Origin of the sequence: uncultured Salinibacterium sp. (genome assembly GCF_963974405.1) — a bacterium.
In the GTDB taxonomy this organism is placed as follows: domain Bacteria; phylum Actinomycetota; class Actinomycetes; order Actinomycetales; family Microbacteriaceae; genus Rhodoglobus.
In genome coordinates this window covers 203,619-219,780 of sequence record NZ_CAXBBH010000001.1, presented here as the reverse complement: position 1 = coordinate 219,780, position 16,162 = coordinate 203,619, and the positions used below count along the sequence as shown (strand labels likewise).

The window sequence follows — 16,162 nt, the reverse complement described above, 5'->3', positions numbered from 1 at the left end:
CCAGCATGGTCACTTTCCTAGCGCGCGTTCCAGAAGTCTGGATAGCTCAGTAACCGGCTCTGGATGATCGTCCGCACGAAGGTCTATTGCAATGTGGTGTGTTTCTTGGGGGATGCCGGCTCCTGAGGCCACAAGGAGGGCGGCACTTTGCTTTCCTCGGCTATCGCCGCCAGCTGCTTCTCCGGCAGCGAGGGCTTCCACAAGCGCACGAGCGAAAGCGGCGGTGTGAACGTCGTCAGGCAGGGCGTCGTGGGTGCGGGCGTAAGTGGAACGAGCACGGTCAAACGCCGCTCTCATCGCTGCCAACACGTCTGGGCCTGCAAGAAGGTTGCCTGCTGCAACCAGATTGGTTCCGAGCACACTGCCCGCCCACTGTGAGCAGTCTGTTCCGGTGTGCACGGCGGTGGACCCGTCGGCGGCAATCAGGGCGAGTTGACGTTGGGAGTAACCGGGGTCTCGTGACGGGAGTTCGGCAATGACCTGGTCAGGAGTGGCCCCGTTGGCCAAGGCATCTAGCGAGCTTTGCCGCAGTGAACGGTTGGTATAGGCCTGGCTGGCGACCGCGCCGACTCCGGGGCGGAGCAGCGGAACTCCGGCGCCAACTGCGAGTGAATAGCTCGCCGTCGCTGCCCCCAAAAGCCGTCGCTCGGGGTCGCTAGCGAGGATGGTAAAGGTCATAAAAACTCTTCCGCAGGTTGACTCTGAACCCATTTCAGGGTTCTATATGGTGCATAATGATGCCATCATCATATAAATGATTCACCGCGATTGCTTGTTGAACTTGAGGAAATGCTGATGAAGTCACGCACACTGTTGTCGAGTGTCGCCCTCGCAGGCGCACTAACGTTGACCGCCTGTTCCACGGGCACCGGAGTCTCGCTCGAGGGTGCGGGCCCCGACGGGAAAATTCTCTACGCGGCGATTGCGGGGGAACCGGACCAGCTCGACCCGCAAAAAACCAGCTCGTACTTTGCCTTCGAAGTTCTCGAGAACGTCTTTGACACTCTCGTTCAGCCTAATGAGAACCTAGAGATGCAGCCTGCGCTCGCCGAATCGTGGGAGGTCAGCGACGATCAGTTGACCTGGACATTCCAACTTCGTGAAGGCGTCACATTTCACGATGGTTCGGCGTTCACCTCAGAGGATGTGCTCTACTCTCTCAACCGCATCATCGATCAGGAACTCGCCAATGCATGGCGGCTGAGCGCCGTTGAATCGATTACCGCGCCGGATGACTTCACTGTCGAGATCACTGTCACGCGCCCGACTCCGAACTTGCTTTCGAGCCTTGGCGGTTTCAAGGGTATGGCGATCGTGGAAGAAGACAACGCCGAGAGCGGTGACATCACCACCAAGCCAATCGGCACCGGTCCCTTCTCCTTGATCGACTACACCACCGGTGACTCCATCGAACTCGCCGCCAATGAGGACTATTGGGGCGGTGCCCCCGAGATCGGCGGAGTGACCTTCTCGTTCCTTTCCGAAGGCAACACGGCAATAGCTGCTCTCAAGAGCGGCGAGGTGCACTGGACCGACTCAATTCCGGCTCAACAGGTCGCCGGCCTTGAAGGGACTGCTGAGGTAGACCTCGGAATCGTGCCGAGCACTGACTACTGGTACCTCGCTCTCAATGAGAACAGCTCTCCCTACGACGACGTTCGGGTACGCCAAGCGATCGGCTACGCGATTGATCGGGACGCGATTGCGCAAGTAACGAGCTATGGAACCGCTGAAGTAAACCAACTCGCGATCCCCAAACAGAGTGCGTGGTACACCGAGTACAACAAGTATTCGACTGACCTCGATAAAGCTCAGAGCCTTCTTGATGACGCCGGGGTGGGCCCATTGGAGCTCGACCTGCTCGCTACTTCGGACTATCCCGAAACAGTCACTGCGGCTCAAGTTATCGCCGACAATCTTGAGCCGCTCGGAATCACGGTGTCGATTAGACAGCCCGACTTCGCGACTTGGCTCGATGAGCAGAACACCGGCAATTTCGACATGCTCATGATGGGGTGGTTGGGCAACATTGATCCTGACGACTTCTACTATGCGCAGCATCACTCCAACGGTTCCAGCAATGCCCAGGGATACAGCAACCCTGAGGTCGATGACCTACTTGATGCCGGTCGAGCAGAGACTGACACTGACAAACGTCAGGAACTTTATGCTCAAGCGGCGACCATCATCGCCGATGAAGCGAGTTACCTCTACCTCTACAACCCTTCAGTGATTCAGGCCTGGAGTCCTGAGCTGGACGGCTACGAGGCTCGCGGCGACCGTGCAGTCCGCTTCAAGGACGTCAGCTTCAGCGAATGAGTCAACCCTTGATCGGCCGCGTGCGCGAATCCGCAACGCTCAAGTTCTTGGTGCGACGGCTGCTCCATACCGTCGTGGTGCTCTTCGGAGTGTTGGTGTTGGTGTTCACCCTCATCCACCTCGTTCCTGGTGACCCTGTGCGCATTGCGCTGGGAACCCGATATACCCAGGAAGCCTACGATGCGCTTCGCGCGGCATCCGGGTTGGATCGGCCACTACTGGAACAGTTCTTTAGCTACATCGGACACGCGCTCACGGGCGATCTGGGGGTGAGCTTCCGCAACGGAGCTCCCGTTACTGAGGTCTTGCTGGGTCGCATCCCGGCCACCGTCTCACTTGCTGCCGTCGGACTCATCATCGCGCTGCTTATCTCGATTCCAGCGGGCACCTTCTCGGCGCTCCGCGAGGGAACGTTCGGCGATGGTGTAGTTCGCGTCTTCAGCCAGTTTGGAGTCTCGATTCCTGACTTTTGGATGGGGATGATGCTGATCACGCTCTTCTCCTCAATTCTCGGGTGGCTTCCTTCGTCCGGGTACGTAGCCTTTGGTGATGACCCCGGGGAGTGGTTTCGCCGAGTACTGACACCGGGGCTGACCGTTGGGCTAGTCGCGGGGTCGATCATGACTCGCTATATCCGTGGGGCGGTTCTTGAAGTTGCCGGAATGAGCTATGTGCGGACAGCGCGCTCCAAGGGTCTTGCGCCTCGCGTTGTGACCGGGGTTCACATTGCTCGTAACGCCTTCATTCCCGTGCTGACGATCGCAGGAATTCAGATGGCGACCATGCTGGGTGGGGTTCTCGTTGTCGAAGTCGTGTTCGCTTGGCCGGGGCTGGGACGTCTCGTCTACGACGCGGTTTCGTCACGCGACTACCCCGTTGTGCAGGGTGCTGTGCTGCTCATCGCGATCGCCTTCCTCGCAGTCAACCTGATTGTGGATGCCCTGTACGCGCTGGTTGACCCAAGGATCAGACTGTCATGACCTCACCAGACACCGTTGCGATGGCGACAATGCCTCGGGATTCATCCGGAAAGCGATCGACCGCTTTTTCACTCTTTCTCCACAACAAGGTCAGCGTCACGGGCGCGGTTGTGCTTCTGATCATGGTGCTTTCGGCACTGTTGGGGCCGGTGTTGGCGCCGTTCGGCATCAATGACACCGACGTCGCGAACGCACTGAAGCCACCGAGCTCCTCTCACTGGTTCGGCACTGACGATCTCGGACGAGATGTCTTCTCTCGAGTGATTATTGCGGCGCAAGTCTCGCTTCAAGTAGCTCTCGTGAGCGTCACGATCGCTCTGCTCGTTGGCGTCATTGTCGGCATGGTGTCGGGTTACGTCGGTGGGTGGGTTGACAGCGTCTTCATGCGAATCGTCGACGTGATGTTCGCGTTTCCCATGCTGATTCTTGCGCTTGCGATTGTTGCGGTGCTCGGGCCTGGCGTGACGACGGCGACCATTGCGATCGGTGTCGTGTACATTCCTATTTTCGCTCGCGTCACTCGGGCGAGCACTCTCGGTATTCGCTCGGAGCCTTTCGTGCGGGCATCTCAAACGATGGGAACGGGAAATCTGCGTATCCTGCGCACCCACATTTTGCCGAACGTTTCCGGACCGATCATTGTTCAGACCTCATTGTCATTGGCCTTCGCGATCCTTTCAGAAGCCGCGCTTTCCTTCTTGGGTCTCGGAGTTCAGCCGCCACAACCTTCCTGGGGGCGGATGCTCTTTGAAGCTCAAGGACTGATGGGCACAGCGTGGTGGCTTGGTGTCTTCCCGGGAGTTGCCATCTTCATCACGGTGTTGGCCTTCAACCTAGTGGGCGACGGTCTTCGAGACGTTCTTGACCCCCAGCAACGCAGCGTCATCGAATCAAGGAGCAGCCGCAGATGAGCCACGGCACTGACCCCATCCTTTCTGTTCGCGATCTGCGCGTCAGCATCGGATCGAAAGAGATTGTTCGCGGAATATCCTTTGACGTTGCTTCCGGTGAAACGGTCGGAATCGTTGGTGAATCTGGGTCGGGAAAATCACTCAGCGTGCTGTCGGCAACCCGGCTCCTCCATATGCCGCACATGACGATTTCGGGACAGTCACTTCTGAACGGTCAGGATCTTATCTCCGCGCGTCGATCCGCACTTCGACGCGTGCACGGCAGAGAAGTTGGATTCGTCTTCCAAGATCCGATGACGTCCCTCAACCCGCTGCTGACGATAGAACGGCAACTCACCGAGGCGCCGAGCGCTCATCTGGGGATGACCCGCAGAGCAGCGCGCCTCAAGGCTCTTGAGTTGCTGGACTCGGTAGGCATCCCGAACCCGGAACTTCGACTCGCCCAGTACCCACATCAGCTGTCGGGGGGTCAACGTCAGCGCGTGATGATTGCCATGGCGCTCGCCTGTGATCCGGGTCTGCTCATCGCCGACGAACCGACCACAGCCCTAGACGTCACGACACAGGCCCAAATCATCGCGCTCGTGAAGCACATGCAACACGAACGCGGAATGGCCGTGGTGTGGATCAGCCATGATCTGGGTGTTATTGGGCAAGTCGCCGATAACGTGACCGTGATGTATCGAGGGGAGGGCATCGAGCAACGTCCGGTTCTGGACATTTTTGATGACCCTCATCAGGACTACACCCGGCGCCTTCTGGCCTCACGCCCGTCGCTCGACAGCCCCGCTCCGCTGCCGGCAGCCCCCAGCGAGGGACCTCTGCTTGATGTCAGCGACCTCGCGATCGGTTTCTCGGTCGCGTCTAAGTCTGGAAAGTCCTGGGTGCAGGCGGTTGCTGGGGCAAGCTTCCAGATCAACCGCGGCGAAACTCTCGGCCTCGTAGGAGAATCGGGCTCGGGCAAATCGACAATTGCCAATGCCCTCACCGGTCAAGTACCTGCTCAGCGCGGAACAGTGACGCTCGATGGCGTCAATGTTCTCACCTCATCCGGACCGGAGCTTCGGCAGTTGCGTCGACGCATGGCCATGGTCTTTCAAGATCCTTTCTCGGCCATAAATCCCCGCATGACGGTGCGAGACACTATCTCTGAGCCACTCATCGTGCACCGGCTTGCGGCCGACCGAGACGCCAGAGAAGTGCGAGTGCGGGAACTGCTCTCGCAAGTGAAGCTTCCGGAAGAATTTGCTGACCGCTACCCTCACGAACTCAGCGGTGGGCAACGGCAACGAGTGTGCATTGCTCGGGCGCTTGCGTGCGAACCTGAGTTGCTCATTCTGGACGAATCGACGGCCTCGCTTGATGTCTCCATCCAAGCCGAAGTCATGACCCTGCTCAAAGAGTTGCAACGGGACTTGGGGCTCGCGTTTCTCTTCATCGCCCACGATCTGGCCGTAGTTCACGAGATGAGTCACCACGTCATGGTGATGCGTTCGGGCGAAATTGTGGAATCCCGCACCAGCGACGAGCTCTACAGTTCACCCAACCACGAGTACACGAAGACGCTGCTGGCGGCTATTCCTCCTGCACGTCCTCCGCAGCCCGTTAGCCGACGTTGAGGGCGAGCACCAAGAAGATGATGCCGATCAGCGGAGGAGCACCCTGGATGATCGCGGGTCGAGCCATCTTCTTGGGCTGAGAGGTAATCAGCACGAGCGCCGCCAGCACCATGCTTAGGGCGGCGAACATCGCGAGGGCGATTCCTGCTGGCCACATTTCGACGGTGCCCATAAGCACAAGGCCGGTTCCGGCACCGAGCGCAAGAAAGACGTTGTAGAAGCCCTGGTTGTAGGCCCACGACTTCACGACATCCACATCGTCAGGTCGAACACCAAAGATCTTTTGCACGCGCGGCTTGTGAAAGAGCACGCTCTCCATGAAGAAAATCATGAGGTGCACGAGTGCAGCAAGAAGGATAAAAACTGATCCGAGAATCGCGAAAAGGCTGTTCATGGTCGAAAGTCTTGCACAGTCGCGATTGTCAGCCGTGGACCTCAACAACGGTGCGACCGCGGATGCGGCCCGCCATGATGTCCACACCAGCAGCAATCGTGTCGCTGAGCCCGATCGTCGATGTCGTCGACTCGAGAAGGCCGAGGTCGAGGTCACGGGCGAGGCGGCTCCAGGCTTCGAGGCGCAACTCTCGCGGCGTGAACACCGAATTGATGCCGACAAGGCTCACACCGCGCAAGATGAAGGGCATCACGCTCGTGTGCAGGTCGTTGGATTGTGCATTGCCGCACGCGGTTACGGTGCCGCCATACTGCGTTGCCGCGATAGCGGAAGCGAGAGTTGAGCCCCCGACAGCATCGATAGCGCCTGCCCAGCGTTGCTTCATAAGGGCTTTCGGCTCGGCGCTCAATTCGGCGCGGTCAATGATCGTGGTGGCGCCGAGCTCACGCAGATAGTCGTGTTCGTTTTCGCGACCAGTGGAAGCCGTGACGTCGTAGCCGAGTTTGTTCAAGAGGGCGATTGCCACCGATCCGACCCCGCCGGCCGCCCCGGTCACGAGCACCTCGCCGGAGACTCCGCCGCGCTCAATCGCGAGCACCGAGAGCATGGCGGTGAACCCGGCCGTGCCGATCGCGGCAGCCTGATGAGTGCTGATTCCGGTGGGCACAGGAACGACCCAATCGGCTGGAACTCGGGCCCGCTCGGCGAAACCACCATGGTGGGTTTCGCTCAGCCCGCAACCGTTCACGAGCACGCGCTGACCAGCAGAAAAGCGGTTATCGCTCGACTCAGCAACAATCCCGACAAGGTCGATACCGGCGATCAGTCGAGGCTCGCGAACGATGCCCGGCTTGCCCGTGAGTGCGATGCCGTCTTTGTAATTAAGGCTCGAGAACTCGACATCGATCGTGACATCTCCCGGCATCAGGATGCTGTCATCCAGTTGCTCAGAAAGCACGACGTGCGCCGGAGCATGTCGATCGGACTCGTTCTTGATTACTTCGATTCCACGCCACATACCGCCAGCCTAGAACCGCAGGCTGGAATCTGGCTCAGCAGTTGGCTGAGCTGCTCGTGGCGCAGTTCGCCGGGCATCTCGCTTTAGCCGAAGAGGATCGCAGCTTCGTCGTAGCGCGACTGAGGTACCGTGTTGAGCTTGCCGAGGGCGTCTTCGAACGCAACGTGGGTGATCTCGGTTCCGCGCAGCGACACCATGCGGCCCCAGCGACCGTGAATGACGGAGTCGATCGCGGCCATGCCGTACCGGGTCGCGAGAACGCGGTCGTAGGCGCTTGGCGTTCCACCGCGCTGGATGTGACCCAGGGTGGTCGAGCGGGTTTCGAGTCCGGTGCGAGCTTCGATCTCGGGAGCGAGGATGTCGCCGATGCCACCGAGGCGGGGGCGCCCGAATGCGTCGAGTCCGCGCTCGGAGTGGGCGTCATCCATCGTGTCGAGGGTGAATCCTTCAGCGACGACGACGAGGGGAGCGCGGCCACGGTCGCGAGTCGAGGTAACCCACTCGACGATCTGGTCCATGCTCGTCTTCTGTTCGGGAATGAGGATCGCGTGAGCGCCGGCGGCCATCCCTGAGTGCAGGGCGATCCAGCCAACGTGACGACCCATGACTTCGGCAACCATGCAGCGGCCGTGGGAGTCGCCGGTAGTGCGGAGGCGGTCCATGGCGTCGGTTGCGATCTGGGTGGCGGTGTCGAAGCCGAACGTGTAGTCGGTAGCGGAAAGGTCGTTGTCTACTGTCTTGGGAACACCGACGATCTTGATGCCGGCATCCGTCAACCGCTTGGCGGCGGCGAGGGTGCCTTCTCCGCCGATGGCGATGAGGGAGTCAACACCGAGGCGTTCCATGTTTTCGCGAACCGTCTCAGCGCCGTTGGTGCCCTCGAAGGGGTTTGTGCGCGAGGTGCCCAGAATGGTGCCACCCTGCTTCGAGATGCCCTGAATGTCTCGGCGTTCGAGGGGCATGGTGTCGCCGTCGACGACTCCGCGCCAACCGTCACGGAAGCCGACGAACTCTTTGTTGTATACCTGAGTGCCTTTGAGTACTACACCGCGAATTACGGCGTTGAGGCCGGGGCAGTCGCCACCGCTGGTCAGGATTCCAATCTTCATGAACCCATCATGGCGCATACTTTTCGGCCAGAAAGCCACGAAAACCAGAAAATGTTAACTTCGTGCGTTATTTACCAACGGTGAGGCTGGCGATTGGATGCTCGGAGCACGCCGTGGTTGCTGCATGCTCATCGCACACCACGAACTGCTGGCGGCACGCCTTGTTGTGGCAGTTCTCGATGCGCTTGGTGGCGGCACCGCACTGGTAGCAGGTGCCGATTGCTTTCGTGTCGGCGGTGAAGTCGATCGCCATGCGCTTATCGAAGACGTAGAGCGATCCGTTCCACAGCCCCGAGTCGCCATACTTTTCACCGTAGCGAACGATGCCGCCGTCGAGTTGGTAGACCTCGCCGAATCCGCGACTGCGCATGAGGGAGGAGAGCACTTCACAGCGGATCCCGCCCGTGCAGTACGTGACAACGGGCGTGTCCTTGAGGTGGTCGTACTTGCCACTGTCGAGTTCGGCGACGAAGTCGCGGGTGGTGTCAACATCCGGAACTATCGCATCGGTGAACTTGCCAATCGCCGCTTCGATGGGATTGCGGCCGTCGAAGAAGGTGACATCTTTGCGGGCAACAAGCTCGTGGAGCTCTTCGGGGCTGAGCTTGGTGCCGCCGCCGACGACACCGTTCTCATCGACCTGCAGCTCACCGGGGGCACCGAAGCTGACGATCTCATCGCGCACCTTCACGCTCAGACGGGGAAAGTCGTTGCCTTCGCCCTCGCTCCACTTGAAGTCGATGTTTTTGAACGCGGGGTACTCACGCGTCTTGCGCACATAGCGCTTTACATCTTTCAGCTCACCGCCGACAGTGCCATTCATGCCGTCTTTGGAGAGGATGATGCGACCGCCGAGCCCGAGGGACTCACAGAGGTCGCGCTGCCACAGCCGCACAGCCTCCGGATCGGCCAGCGGCGTGAACACGTAGAAGAGAAGGATCTTGGGAACAGCCACACCGCAAGTTTACGGCGGTTAGCTGGGGGTGGCTCGCTAATGCTCGGTCGTGCTCAGTCCGACGTCGGGCTTTGCCGTCAGGGGTGCCGCGTAATCTGGGTTTCATGACTTTAGCGCTCGCCGCCGACGAGCCCGTTCGCACTCGTTTTGCGCCCGGGCGGCCCGTCGATGTGCGCGCGACTTTGCGGCCGTTGAAGCGCGGCGCCGGCGACCCGACGATGAGAGTGGATGCCGCGGGCACCTGGCGCACGATGCTCACGCCGCACGGCCCTGCGACTCTGTGTCTCGTGCAGCACCAGTCGCATGTGGACTGCACCGCGTGGGGCGCTGGAGCGGAGTGGGCGATCGCCAGTGTTCCCGAGCTGTTGGGGGAGGGCGACGACTGGAGCGATTTCGATATTTCGGCGCTTCCGTTTGCTGCCGAGGCTCAGCGCCAGAACCCTGGGCTTAGGCTCACTCGCACGAAGCTCGTGTTTGAGGCGCTCGTAATGGCGATTCTCGAGCAGAAGGTCACGGGTATTGAAGCGAAGCGGGGGTGGCGCATCCTCGTCACCAAGCATGGTTCACCGGCGCCCGGGCCAGCCCCGGCCGGGATGCGCGTCGTGCCAAACCCGCAGGGTTGGGCGCGGATTCCGTCGTGGGAGTGGCACCGTGCCGGGGTCGGGCCCCAGCGTTCGGGGACCGTGATGCGCGCAACGCAAGTGGCGGCATCCCTCGAGCGCACCGCCGACTGGGGTCGAGGCGGGCCGCGCATTGAGGCCGCGCTGCGATCAGTCGTCGGCGTTGGTGTCTGGACGGCCGCCGAAACCATGCAGCGCTCCCACGCCGATCCCGACAGCCCGAGTGTTGGCGACTATCACCTTGCTGCAGTTGTGGGCTGGGCCCTGATTGGCGAACCTGTCGACGATGAGCGGATGCTCGAACTGCTCGAGCCCTGGCGTGGCCACCGCCAACGCGTCGTGCGACTCATCACGGCATCCGGATTTCGCAAGCCGGCTTTCGGGCCGCGGATGACGATTCAGGATCACCGGGGGCATTAGACCGCAATCAACTGTTAGCTCGTGCCGACGCGCTCCTCGGTTGCGGAACGGGAGCCCTGCTGCCGGGAGTCCCGAGCACTGAGACGTGCTGCATCCGCGCGGCCAAGACGCGCGACGTGTGCCAGCCACCGTTCCCGTCGCTCAACCGTCGAGCCCTTCACCGGCCCCAAGCGCGTCGCTCGTACAGGTTTGATACCGCAGAAGCGGAGCGTCGTGTCACGAACATGGCGCACCGTGGTGTCGCCGACAAGACGGAGATACCACCAGGGTGAGTCAGAGGTGACAATCACGCGCCCCGTGCGCCCAGCGAGGAGACCTTCAGGAAGCCCGCTAGCGCGCACTCGATAGGCGCGCCTTGGCAAGAGGAGCCGATCGAAGAATCCCTTAAGTAGAGCCGGAGTGGACCCCCACCAGATTGGGGTGATCACCACAACGTGTTGTGCATCGAGTAGAAGCTGCCATGCGCGCTCGAGGTCAGGCTCAAGCTCTTGGCGACGGGTGTAGCCGAGGTGAAGGCTCGGATCGAACTGCAGGTCGCGCAGCGCGACAACACTTGCATCACCGTGGGCCTCGGCGTAGTGGGCGGCGATGGCCGCGCAAAGCGAGTGAGAGTTGGGGTGGCCGTCGATGATCACGGTGTTCATGGGGCTCCAGCAGCAGGTCGTGGGTAGAGTGGACGCATATCTGGACAGTGTCTAGATATCGTGATTCGACTGTACGGATAGAATGTTGCTCGTGTCAAGATCCGAGGCTGCTTACCACCATGGAAACTTGGTGCCCGCGATTGAGAGAGCGGCTCTTGAGCTCATGCGCAGCCAGGGGCATGCCTCTTTGAGCCTGCGCGAGGTTGCTCGACAGGCGGGGGTAAGCCACAACGCTCCCTACCATCACTTCGGCGACCGAGGCGCACTGCTCAAACGTCTCAGCGAGCGCTCTATGGATGAACTGCTAGGTGCGCTTCAGGCAGCAGAACAGCAGGCCGAAGAATCCGGGATTGGCGCCGGTTCAGAGCATGCTTATGCCACCGCGATTGGTGCCGCGTATGTGGGGTATGCAGCCGACCACCCGGAACGATTCCGGTTGATCTACGATCCGAAGGTCTGCATCCCGGGAGCGCCGAGTGCGGCAATGGAACCGCTCCTCCACAGCGTGGAAGAAATTCTGGCAGCAGCGACGGCTGCGCTGATCCCTGGCGGGGAGCCGGCCGCGGTAGCCACCCTCGCCACCGGAGTCTGGGGCGCCGTGCACGGTCTGGCGGAGCTTGTCGTTGCGGGGCACATTTCTCGTGCCGAAGTCCCGCCTGCCTTGGAAGCGCTCCTGGGCGTTCGCGGGAAATAACTAATCGAGAAATCACGTCTGCCTCTGTGGCGTGTCTGGGCTCTTGTAGCAGTCAGCGTGGCGGTTTCATTTCTCGTTTAGCGCGCGCCAGTGCTTCTGCTGCCAAAGTCGTTAGGTCATCTCGGCCTGCGGTGAGCGATAGCGACTCTTCGCCGAGTACGTCGTACGTTAGATCGACAATCTGTTCAGCGAGTGTGAGGCCCAATGAGTGGATCAGCGCCGTGATGTCTGCATAGTCTTTGCGCGCATACCTTGCCATCTTCATGGCGAGAAGGGCGCGATGCGAAGCAAGCCGAAGCTTGTGCCCGCGGAGTTCGATCTCCACAAAATGTCGCGGATCTGTTGTGTCAAACGTGATGAAAGGGCGGGCATTCTCGTTGACCCAGTCGGGATCCAGGCCGTGCTCTTCGGCCATCTGTCTTCCGATGAGTTTGACGCGCTCGAACGGAAAGAAGAGGCCATCGACGTCGGGGGTGAGCTGGTCGCGGCCCAAGTGAATTGCCATCGCGGCGCCACCGATGATGTACGCATCAACCTTGACGCCCTCTGCATTGGCGCGTTCGAGGAGCTCGCCAACTAAGTCCGTGATCTCGCTCGCGCTGAGCTGACGGTAGCCGCCGCTCATGCGATCGCCCAGTCTTCAGCCCGCGAGAGAATGTTCTTTTTGAGAAACAGCGGCGGTGTTCGCGCTCGCAGCCAGTCCCTAAATTCTGGACCGGGGTCGTCGCCGGGTGAGGTCTCGTGCGGCAATGACGGTGCATCGAGCATCCACTGGGGTGGTGTTTGGCCCGCGCGTTCGAGCCCGTACGCAAATGCGGTCGCGAGGAAGGTGTCCCAGAGCGGAATCCCGATCGGCTTCGAGGGTTGCGCTATGGCCCACTCGGGAATGTTCTCATCGGCTTCACTGGCTCGAATCAGACGCCCTACGCCCTCGGTAAGATCTCGAATGGCTGACTCCGAGTCGCCTTTTCGCAGACTTCGCGCCATCGCCCGGGATACCGTCTCCGGCGACAGCAATTGGGCTGTGGCTGTTGGCTGTGGGTTGATCGCCCAGCCAGTGGCGGCGAGCAGGCTTTGCATCGTCGCCCAGGTCGGGTCGATTTCTTCGTGCTCGATCCGGCTGACGGTCGACTGTGCGATACCGGCGCGGCGCGCGAGAGCGGCCTGGCTGATCCCCGCGCGGGTGCGAGCGATCCGGATCGTTTCGGCTGCAAGAGGCATCGGTTCTCCCTTCTCGAGTTACGAGTGCTGAGATCCAGTGTACTCCAGCAGTTATGCGTATACGCATAGAACGCGAAAACTCGAGCGCTAGCTAACTGTGCCCAGAGCGCAAGTTTGTGAGCTCCGGGGATTGGAGCGCTGCACGAAACGTGCGATTGGGGCGTGCGTGCGGCAGTGCTGCCGAGACTTCTGACAGGGCCCGTTCGATCGGGATGTCGAGGTGCCGGGCCGCATAGAGTGCCGCGACGGTAGGGGTGCGGCTCTGCGCCTGCACGCAGTGGAGCAGCACCGTGTGGCCTTCGGAGCGGAGAGTGGCGACGGCATCTGCAGCATCCGAAAGAACGAAGCTGAGGTTGGGGTTCTCGTCGGGTTCGACTCTGTCGATCAGACGGATCTCGATGCGCTCGCGGATGCGGGCCGGCACCTGCTTCGAGCCGATGCGGCACAGCGACACCACGGCATCCACTTCGGGCGGAAGGTTGTCGAGAGCTCCGACTGCGCCGAGCCAGACGCCGGGATCGTGCGGATGCTGCACCAGCGTCGAGATGTCGCCATACCCGGCGTAGTCGATGCGTTCGTCCGTCGGCTTGCCCCGCAGCACCTCGGTGGAGAGGCGCACGAGGTCGAGGCTGCGCAGCCCGGGCCAGCCGTGCGCGATGCGCTGCCAGGCGGCGGGAATCGCGGAGAGTCCCCACTGGGCACCGACGAGTCCGCCCGCAATGGCGGCGACGGTGTCCGCATCGCGACCGCCGCGCACCGCGCGCTCGAGGGTGTCGACGAGACCCTCGCCATTCACGATCGCCGACCAGGCCGCTTGCAGCGCTTCGACAACCCAGCCGTTCTTGGTGAAGTCGCGCGGCTGCTTGGTCTCGGCGTCGTCGATGCGGACGGACCAGAGTGCGGCGCGTTCGGGGGCAAGGGCCGAGAGCCCGACCCGAACATCCGCTTCGCCGGTGAGGATCGTGTGACGGATGGCGAGGCACCAGAGCACGCAGGCGTCGCCGGCATCCTCGTCGAAGTGGGTGAGATCGCTGATCGCACGAGCGCCTTCGGTCAGCCCGGCCGGGTCGTTGAGGTAGGCGAGCGCGACCGGGGCGGTGCGCATGAGGGAGCCGTTGCCGCCGCTGCGTCCGCGCGCTTCGTGGATACGTTTGGCTGATGCGCGAGCTGCGGATGCCGTGGGCTCGATACCGCGGAGCACCCCGCTGGTCTGCACCCCGACATCCGGGGCTGTCTTCGCCCAGTCGATCCACGCGGTGACGATCTCGTCGAGCACCGTTTCGTCGCGCAGGTCACGACCGGACGCGGCTGCCCGCAGGATCGGGATGGCCATGGAGGTGTCATCCGTCCATTCGCCGGGAGCCCAGTTGAAGCCGTTGCCGCCCTTCATGAGCACCTCGCCCTCGAAGGGTGGGCCGAATTCGTAGCCGGCGCCGAGCGCATCGCCACAGGCCATCGCGAGCATGACGCCGCTCGCGCGGTCGTTCTGTGCAGAGGTGAGTTTCATGAGTTCTCCGTTTCGTCCGTCGCGGGCTGCAGAAGCTGCCGCGCGTGAAAATACTTGTTCGACAACCGCACCTGGGTGTCGTAGTCGAGTTTGCGAAAGCGCCAATCGGCGAGGTTGTCGGTGATATCTGCGAGCTTCACCGCGAGAGCAGCAGGGTTCTGGCGGATGCGGTCGTAGTAGTCAGCGTCAGCGACATCCGCCCGTCGGGTCATCAGTTCGACTGCCGTCACGATCTCGGGAAGCATCCCCGCCTTCAGCAGGTCGGCGGCGCTCACGTCCGTGTCTTCGATCACGTCGTGCAGCCACGCGGTGCAATGCTCGACCGGCTCGTTCAGCCAATCGAAGCTCTCGGCAACCCGCGCGGGGTGATCGATGTAGTCATAGCCGAGCTTGTCGAGCTGCCCGCGGTGGGCGATCGTCGCAATGCCGACTGCGATGCCGTGCTGCACCATCGCGTCGACCTCGGTCATGAGCATGTCGTCGTCTTCGCCGTCGTCCTCTTCTTCGCCTTCGTCAGTCTCTCCGTCTTGTGCGTCTTTAGCGACGTGGAGGTGTCGCGGGATGCTGTCGACGGCGCCAGGGTGAAGCTGCTCGATGTCGCTGCGGGTGCTTTCGGCGAAGTGGGTATCGTCATCATCCCGATAGTGCTCAAAGAGGTCGAGGTCGATCTCACCCCACGCATCCGCCTGCCACATGAAGTAGCGGCGCTCGCCGTTGAGGGTGATGCCGGTGAAGGTTCCGACGTGCAGAAAGCCGGTGTCGGTGAACCGGGTGTAGAAACGTTGCGGCTCGATGGTGGGGCGTTCTGGGGTGGTGTTCAGCTCGTTCATGCGTTCTCCAATAGCGGGTGCGCGTCGTCAAACGCCGTCAGGTGGATGATGCTCGGGGGTGCTGTGCGTGCGTTTGTGTGCACGATTCCGGATGCCCGCAGTCGGCCCTCTTGTGAACGTACCGCTCGGGCCATCCCGGCGTCCCCTCCGTCTTCGAGGGTCACGGCCTGCAGGTGGCGGGCGAAGACCCGGGCATCGTGGGCGCTGGTGCGGCGCTTTGGGGCGAGTCGGCCATCGAGCGCTGCTGCCTCGAGGATACCGCGCCACCGGGTTTTCAGGCCGGTGCTGCTGCCGAAGATTTCTGCGCCAACGACGCGGCCACCGATGCCGATGATCACGCCGCGCTGCCCTTCGAGCTGGTGGGCGTCGATAGGCGCGGAGCGGTCGAGGTGGTCGAGCATCGACGAACTGGTGGTAGCGCCGAGGGTGTTCTCGAAGCGGCCGATGCGCCGCCACACCTCGCCCTGCTGGTCGATGCCGCGCAGGTTGCCGTGGCGCACGCTGAGGGCGCTGCGGCGCCCGCTGGTCTCGTGGGTGCCTTGGGTCTCCGACGTGCGTGAGCCCCAGCGACCGTGCTCGACGCAGAGCGCTGCGACGACCCGCGCCTCGACCGGTTCAAGGAGAAGGCTGGCGGCGAGCATCCGATCCTGCCAACCGCCTTTCAGGAGATCGCCTTCGAGGGCGACGACCGGGCGGGCGGTGCTGTTGTGCAGCACGAGTTCGCCGACGACGGGGGAGCCTTCGCGTTCGGCGGTGCGGATGCTGGCGGCCTTCCAGCCGAGGCCGGTGACTCTGGGCGAGTCGACCCAGACGGGGAAGATGCTGAGGCTGCCGTGGTGGCTGCCGTGCCCCACGTGGAGTTGGGGGATTTGTCTGTTGGGGTGGCGGTTCGTGTGTCCGTTCATGTTGCCTCCGATAGTT

17 protein-coding genes are annotated in these 16,162 nt (G+C 61.8%); 6 read left to right on the top strand and 11 right to left on the bottom strand.

All coding sequences use genetic code 11. From position 1 onward, the window contains the following. Nucleotides 1–9: 9 nt before the first annotated feature. Nucleotides 10–678, bottom strand: coding sequence for a DUF1028 domain-containing protein (locus AACZ26_RS00985; protein ID WP_339618443.1), 669 nt, complete (start codon nucleotides 676–678; stop codon nucleotides 10–12). 117 nt (nucleotides 679–795) lie between these two features. Between AACZ26_RS00985 and AACZ26_RS00980 the strand changes: the two genes are divergently transcribed. From AACZ26_RS00980 to AACZ26_RS00965, 4 genes are read left to right on the top strand one after another with little or no spacing between them, the layout of a single operon-like run. Then, entirely contained in the window at nucleotides 796–2,319 is a 1,524-nt protein-coding gene (locus tag AACZ26_RS00980) for an ABC transporter substrate-binding protein (RefSeq protein ID WP_339618441.1), read from the top strand. Then, the gene (locus AACZ26_RS00975) at nucleotides 2,316–3,299 is read left to right on the top strand and encodes an ABC transporter permease (RefSeq protein ID WP_339618440.1); all 984 of its coding nucleotides are present in this window, start codon (nucleotides 2,316–2,318) and stop codon (nucleotides 3,297–3,299) included. The genes AACZ26_RS00980 and AACZ26_RS00975 overlap by 4 nt, the downstream gene beginning before the upstream one ends. Further along, nucleotides 3,296–4,210, top strand: a complete 915-nt coding sequence (locus AACZ26_RS00970; RefSeq protein WP_339618439.1) for an ABC transporter permease — start codon at nucleotides 3,296–3,298, stop codon at nucleotides 4,208–4,210. The genes AACZ26_RS00975 and AACZ26_RS00970 overlap by 4 nt, the downstream gene beginning before the upstream one ends. Then, entirely contained in the window at nucleotides 4,207–5,829 is a 1,623-nt protein-coding gene (locus AACZ26_RS00965; protein ID WP_339618438.1) for an ABC transporter ATP-binding protein, read from the top strand. Before AACZ26_RS00970 ends, AACZ26_RS00965 begins: the two co-directional genes overlap by 4 nt. Here the strand turns inward: AACZ26_RS00965 and AACZ26_RS00960 are convergent. The 4 genes from AACZ26_RS00960 to AACZ26_RS00945 all read right to left on the bottom strand — a co-directional run bounded on the left by AACZ26_RS00960 (nucleotide 5,816) and on the right by AACZ26_RS00945 (nucleotide 9,305). Beyond that, nucleotides 5,816–6,223 (bottom strand): DUF1304 domain-containing protein, encoded by a 408-nt coding sequence (locus AACZ26_RS00960; RefSeq protein WP_339618437.1) that lies wholly within the window; start codon nucleotides 6,221–6,223, stop codon nucleotides 5,816–5,818. The genes AACZ26_RS00965 and AACZ26_RS00960 overlap by 14 nt on opposite strands. Before the next feature lie 28 nt (nucleotides 6,224–6,251). Continuing rightward, nucleotides 6,252–7,241: an MDR family oxidoreductase gene (locus tag AACZ26_RS00955; protein WP_339618436.1), complete on the bottom strand. Its 990-nt coding sequence runs from the start codon at nucleotides 7,239–7,241 to the stop codon at nucleotides 6,252–6,254. A gap of 83 nt (nucleotides 7,242–7,324) precedes the next feature. After that, a complete protein-coding gene (locus AACZ26_RS00950) occupies nucleotides 7,325–8,350 on the bottom strand; it encodes a 6-phosphofructokinase (RefSeq protein WP_339618435.1) in 1,026 nt (341 codons plus the stop codon). Nucleotides 8,351–8,417: 67 nt separating this feature from the next. Then, nucleotides 8,418–9,305, bottom strand: coding sequence for a rhodanese-related sulfurtransferase (locus AACZ26_RS00945; protein WP_339618434.1), 888 nt, complete (start codon nucleotides 9,303–9,305; stop codon nucleotides 8,418–8,420). A 104-nt stretch (nucleotides 9,306–9,409) separates the two neighbouring features. On the opposite strand from AACZ26_RS00945, the gene AACZ26_RS00940 reads away from it, so the two are divergent. Next, nucleotides 9,410–10,345, top strand: coding sequence for a DNA-3-methyladenine glycosylase 2 family protein (locus AACZ26_RS00940; protein WP_339618433.1), 936 nt, complete (start codon nucleotides 9,410–9,412; stop codon nucleotides 10,343–10,345). 14 nt (nucleotides 10,346–10,359) lie between these two features. Here AACZ26_RS00940 and AACZ26_RS00935 read toward each other — a convergent pair whose 3' ends face one another. After that, nucleotides 10,360–10,989, bottom strand: coding sequence for an NAD(P)H-dependent oxidoreductase (locus AACZ26_RS00935; protein WP_339618432.1), 630 nt, complete (start codon nucleotides 10,987–10,989; stop codon nucleotides 10,360–10,362). 91 nt (nucleotides 10,990–11,080) lie between these two features. On the opposite strand from AACZ26_RS00935, the gene AACZ26_RS00930 reads away from it, so the two are divergent. Next, on the top strand, nucleotides 11,081–11,683 hold the full coding sequence (locus AACZ26_RS00930) for a TetR/AcrR family transcriptional regulator (RefSeq protein ID WP_339618430.1): 603 nt from the start codon (nucleotides 11,081–11,083) through the stop codon (nucleotides 11,681–11,683). A 52-nt stretch (nucleotides 11,684–11,735) separates the two neighbouring features. Here the strand turns inward: AACZ26_RS00930 and AACZ26_RS00925 are convergent, their stop codons facing one another. The 5 genes from AACZ26_RS00925 to AACZ26_RS00905 form a co-directional block, all read right to left on the bottom strand. Beyond that, the gene (locus AACZ26_RS00925; protein WP_339618428.1) at nucleotides 11,736–12,308 is read right to left on the bottom strand and encodes a nucleotidyltransferase; all 573 of its coding nucleotides are present in this window, start codon (nucleotides 12,306–12,308) and stop codon (nucleotides 11,736–11,738) included. Beyond that, on the bottom strand, nucleotides 12,305–12,904 hold the full coding sequence (locus AACZ26_RS00920; RefSeq protein ID WP_339618426.1) for a helix-turn-helix transcriptional regulator: 600 nt from the start codon (nucleotides 12,902–12,904) through the stop codon (nucleotides 12,305–12,307). The genes AACZ26_RS00925 and AACZ26_RS00920 overlap by 4 nt, the downstream gene beginning before the upstream one ends. 91 nt (nucleotides 12,905–12,995) lie before the next feature. Beyond that, nucleotides 12,996–14,411 (bottom strand): ADP-ribosylglycohydrolase family protein, encoded by a 1,416-nt coding sequence (locus AACZ26_RS00915; protein WP_339618425.1) that lies wholly within the window; start codon nucleotides 14,409–14,411, stop codon nucleotides 12,996–12,998. Further along, on the bottom strand, nucleotides 14,408–15,241 hold the full coding sequence (locus AACZ26_RS00910) for a hypothetical protein (protein ID WP_339618423.1): 834 nt from the start codon (nucleotides 15,239–15,241) through the stop codon (nucleotides 14,408–14,410). Before AACZ26_RS00910 ends, AACZ26_RS00915 begins: the two co-directional genes overlap by 4 nt. Continuing rightward, nucleotides 15,238–16,146 carry an ARPP-1 family domain-containing protein gene (locus AACZ26_RS00905; RefSeq protein ID WP_339618422.1) on the bottom strand — a complete coding sequence of 303 codons (909 nt, stop codon included), beginning with the start codon at nucleotides 16,144–16,146 and terminating at the stop codon, nucleotides 15,238–15,240. Before AACZ26_RS00905 ends, AACZ26_RS00910 begins: the two co-directional genes overlap by 4 nt. Between the last annotated feature and the right edge of the window lie 16 nt (nucleotides 16,147–16,162).

Bases quoted from the DNA above. Each gene is read 5' to 3' on its own strand.
- AACZ26_RS00985 (WP_339618443.1), bottom strand. From the start codon at position 678: ATGACCTTTACCATCCTCGCTAGCGACCCCGAGCGACGGCTTTTGGGG.
- AACZ26_RS00980 (WP_339618441.1), top strand. From the start codon at position 796: ATGAAGTCACGCACACTGTTGTCGAGTGTCGCCCTCGCAGGCGCACTA.
- AACZ26_RS00975 (WP_339618440.1), top strand. From the start codon at position 2,316: ATGAGTCAACCCTTGATCGGCCGCGTGCGCGAATCCGCAACGCTCAAG.
- AACZ26_RS00970 (WP_339618439.1), top strand. From the start codon at position 3,296: ATGACCTCACCAGACACCGTTGCGATGGCGACAATGCCTCGGGATTCA.
- AACZ26_RS00965 (WP_339618438.1), top strand. From the start codon at position 4,207: ATGAGCCACGGCACTGACCCCATCCTTTCTGTTCGCGATCTGCGCGTC.
- AACZ26_RS00960 (WP_339618437.1), bottom strand. From the start codon at position 6,223: ATGAACAGCCTTTTCGCGATTCTCGGATCAGTTTTTATCCTTCTTGCT.
- AACZ26_RS00955 (WP_339618436.1), bottom strand. From the start codon at position 7,241: ATGTGGCGTGGAATCGAAGTAATCAAGAACGAGTCCGATCGACATGCT.
- AACZ26_RS00950 (WP_339618435.1), bottom strand. From the start codon at position 8,350: ATGAAGATTGGAATCCTGACCAGCGGTGGCGACTGCCCCGGCCTCAAC.
- AACZ26_RS00940 (WP_339618433.1), top strand. From the start codon at position 9,410: ATGACTTTAGCGCTCGCCGCCGACGAGCCCGTTCGCACTCGTTTTGCG.
- AACZ26_RS00935 (WP_339618432.1), bottom strand. From the start codon at position 10,989: ATGAACACCGTGATCATCGACGGCCACCCCAACTCTCACTCGCTTTGC.
- AACZ26_RS00925 (WP_339618428.1), bottom strand. From the start codon at position 12,308: ATGAGCGGCGGCTACCGTCAGCTCAGCGCGAGCGAGATCACGGACTTA.
- AACZ26_RS00920 (WP_339618426.1), bottom strand. From the start codon at position 12,904: ATGCCTCTTGCAGCCGAAACGATCCGGATCGCTCGCACCCGCGCGGGG.
- AACZ26_RS00915 (WP_339618425.1), bottom strand. From the start codon at position 14,411: ATGAAACTCACCTCTGCACAGAACGACCGCGCGAGCGGCGTCATGCTC.
- AACZ26_RS00910 (WP_339618423.1), bottom strand. From the start codon at position 15,241: ATGAACGAGCTGAACACCACCCCAGAACGCCCCACCATCGAGCCGCAA.
- AACZ26_RS00905 (WP_339618422.1), bottom strand. From the start codon at position 16,146: ATGAACGGACACACGAACCGCCACCCCAACAGACAAATCCCCCAACTC.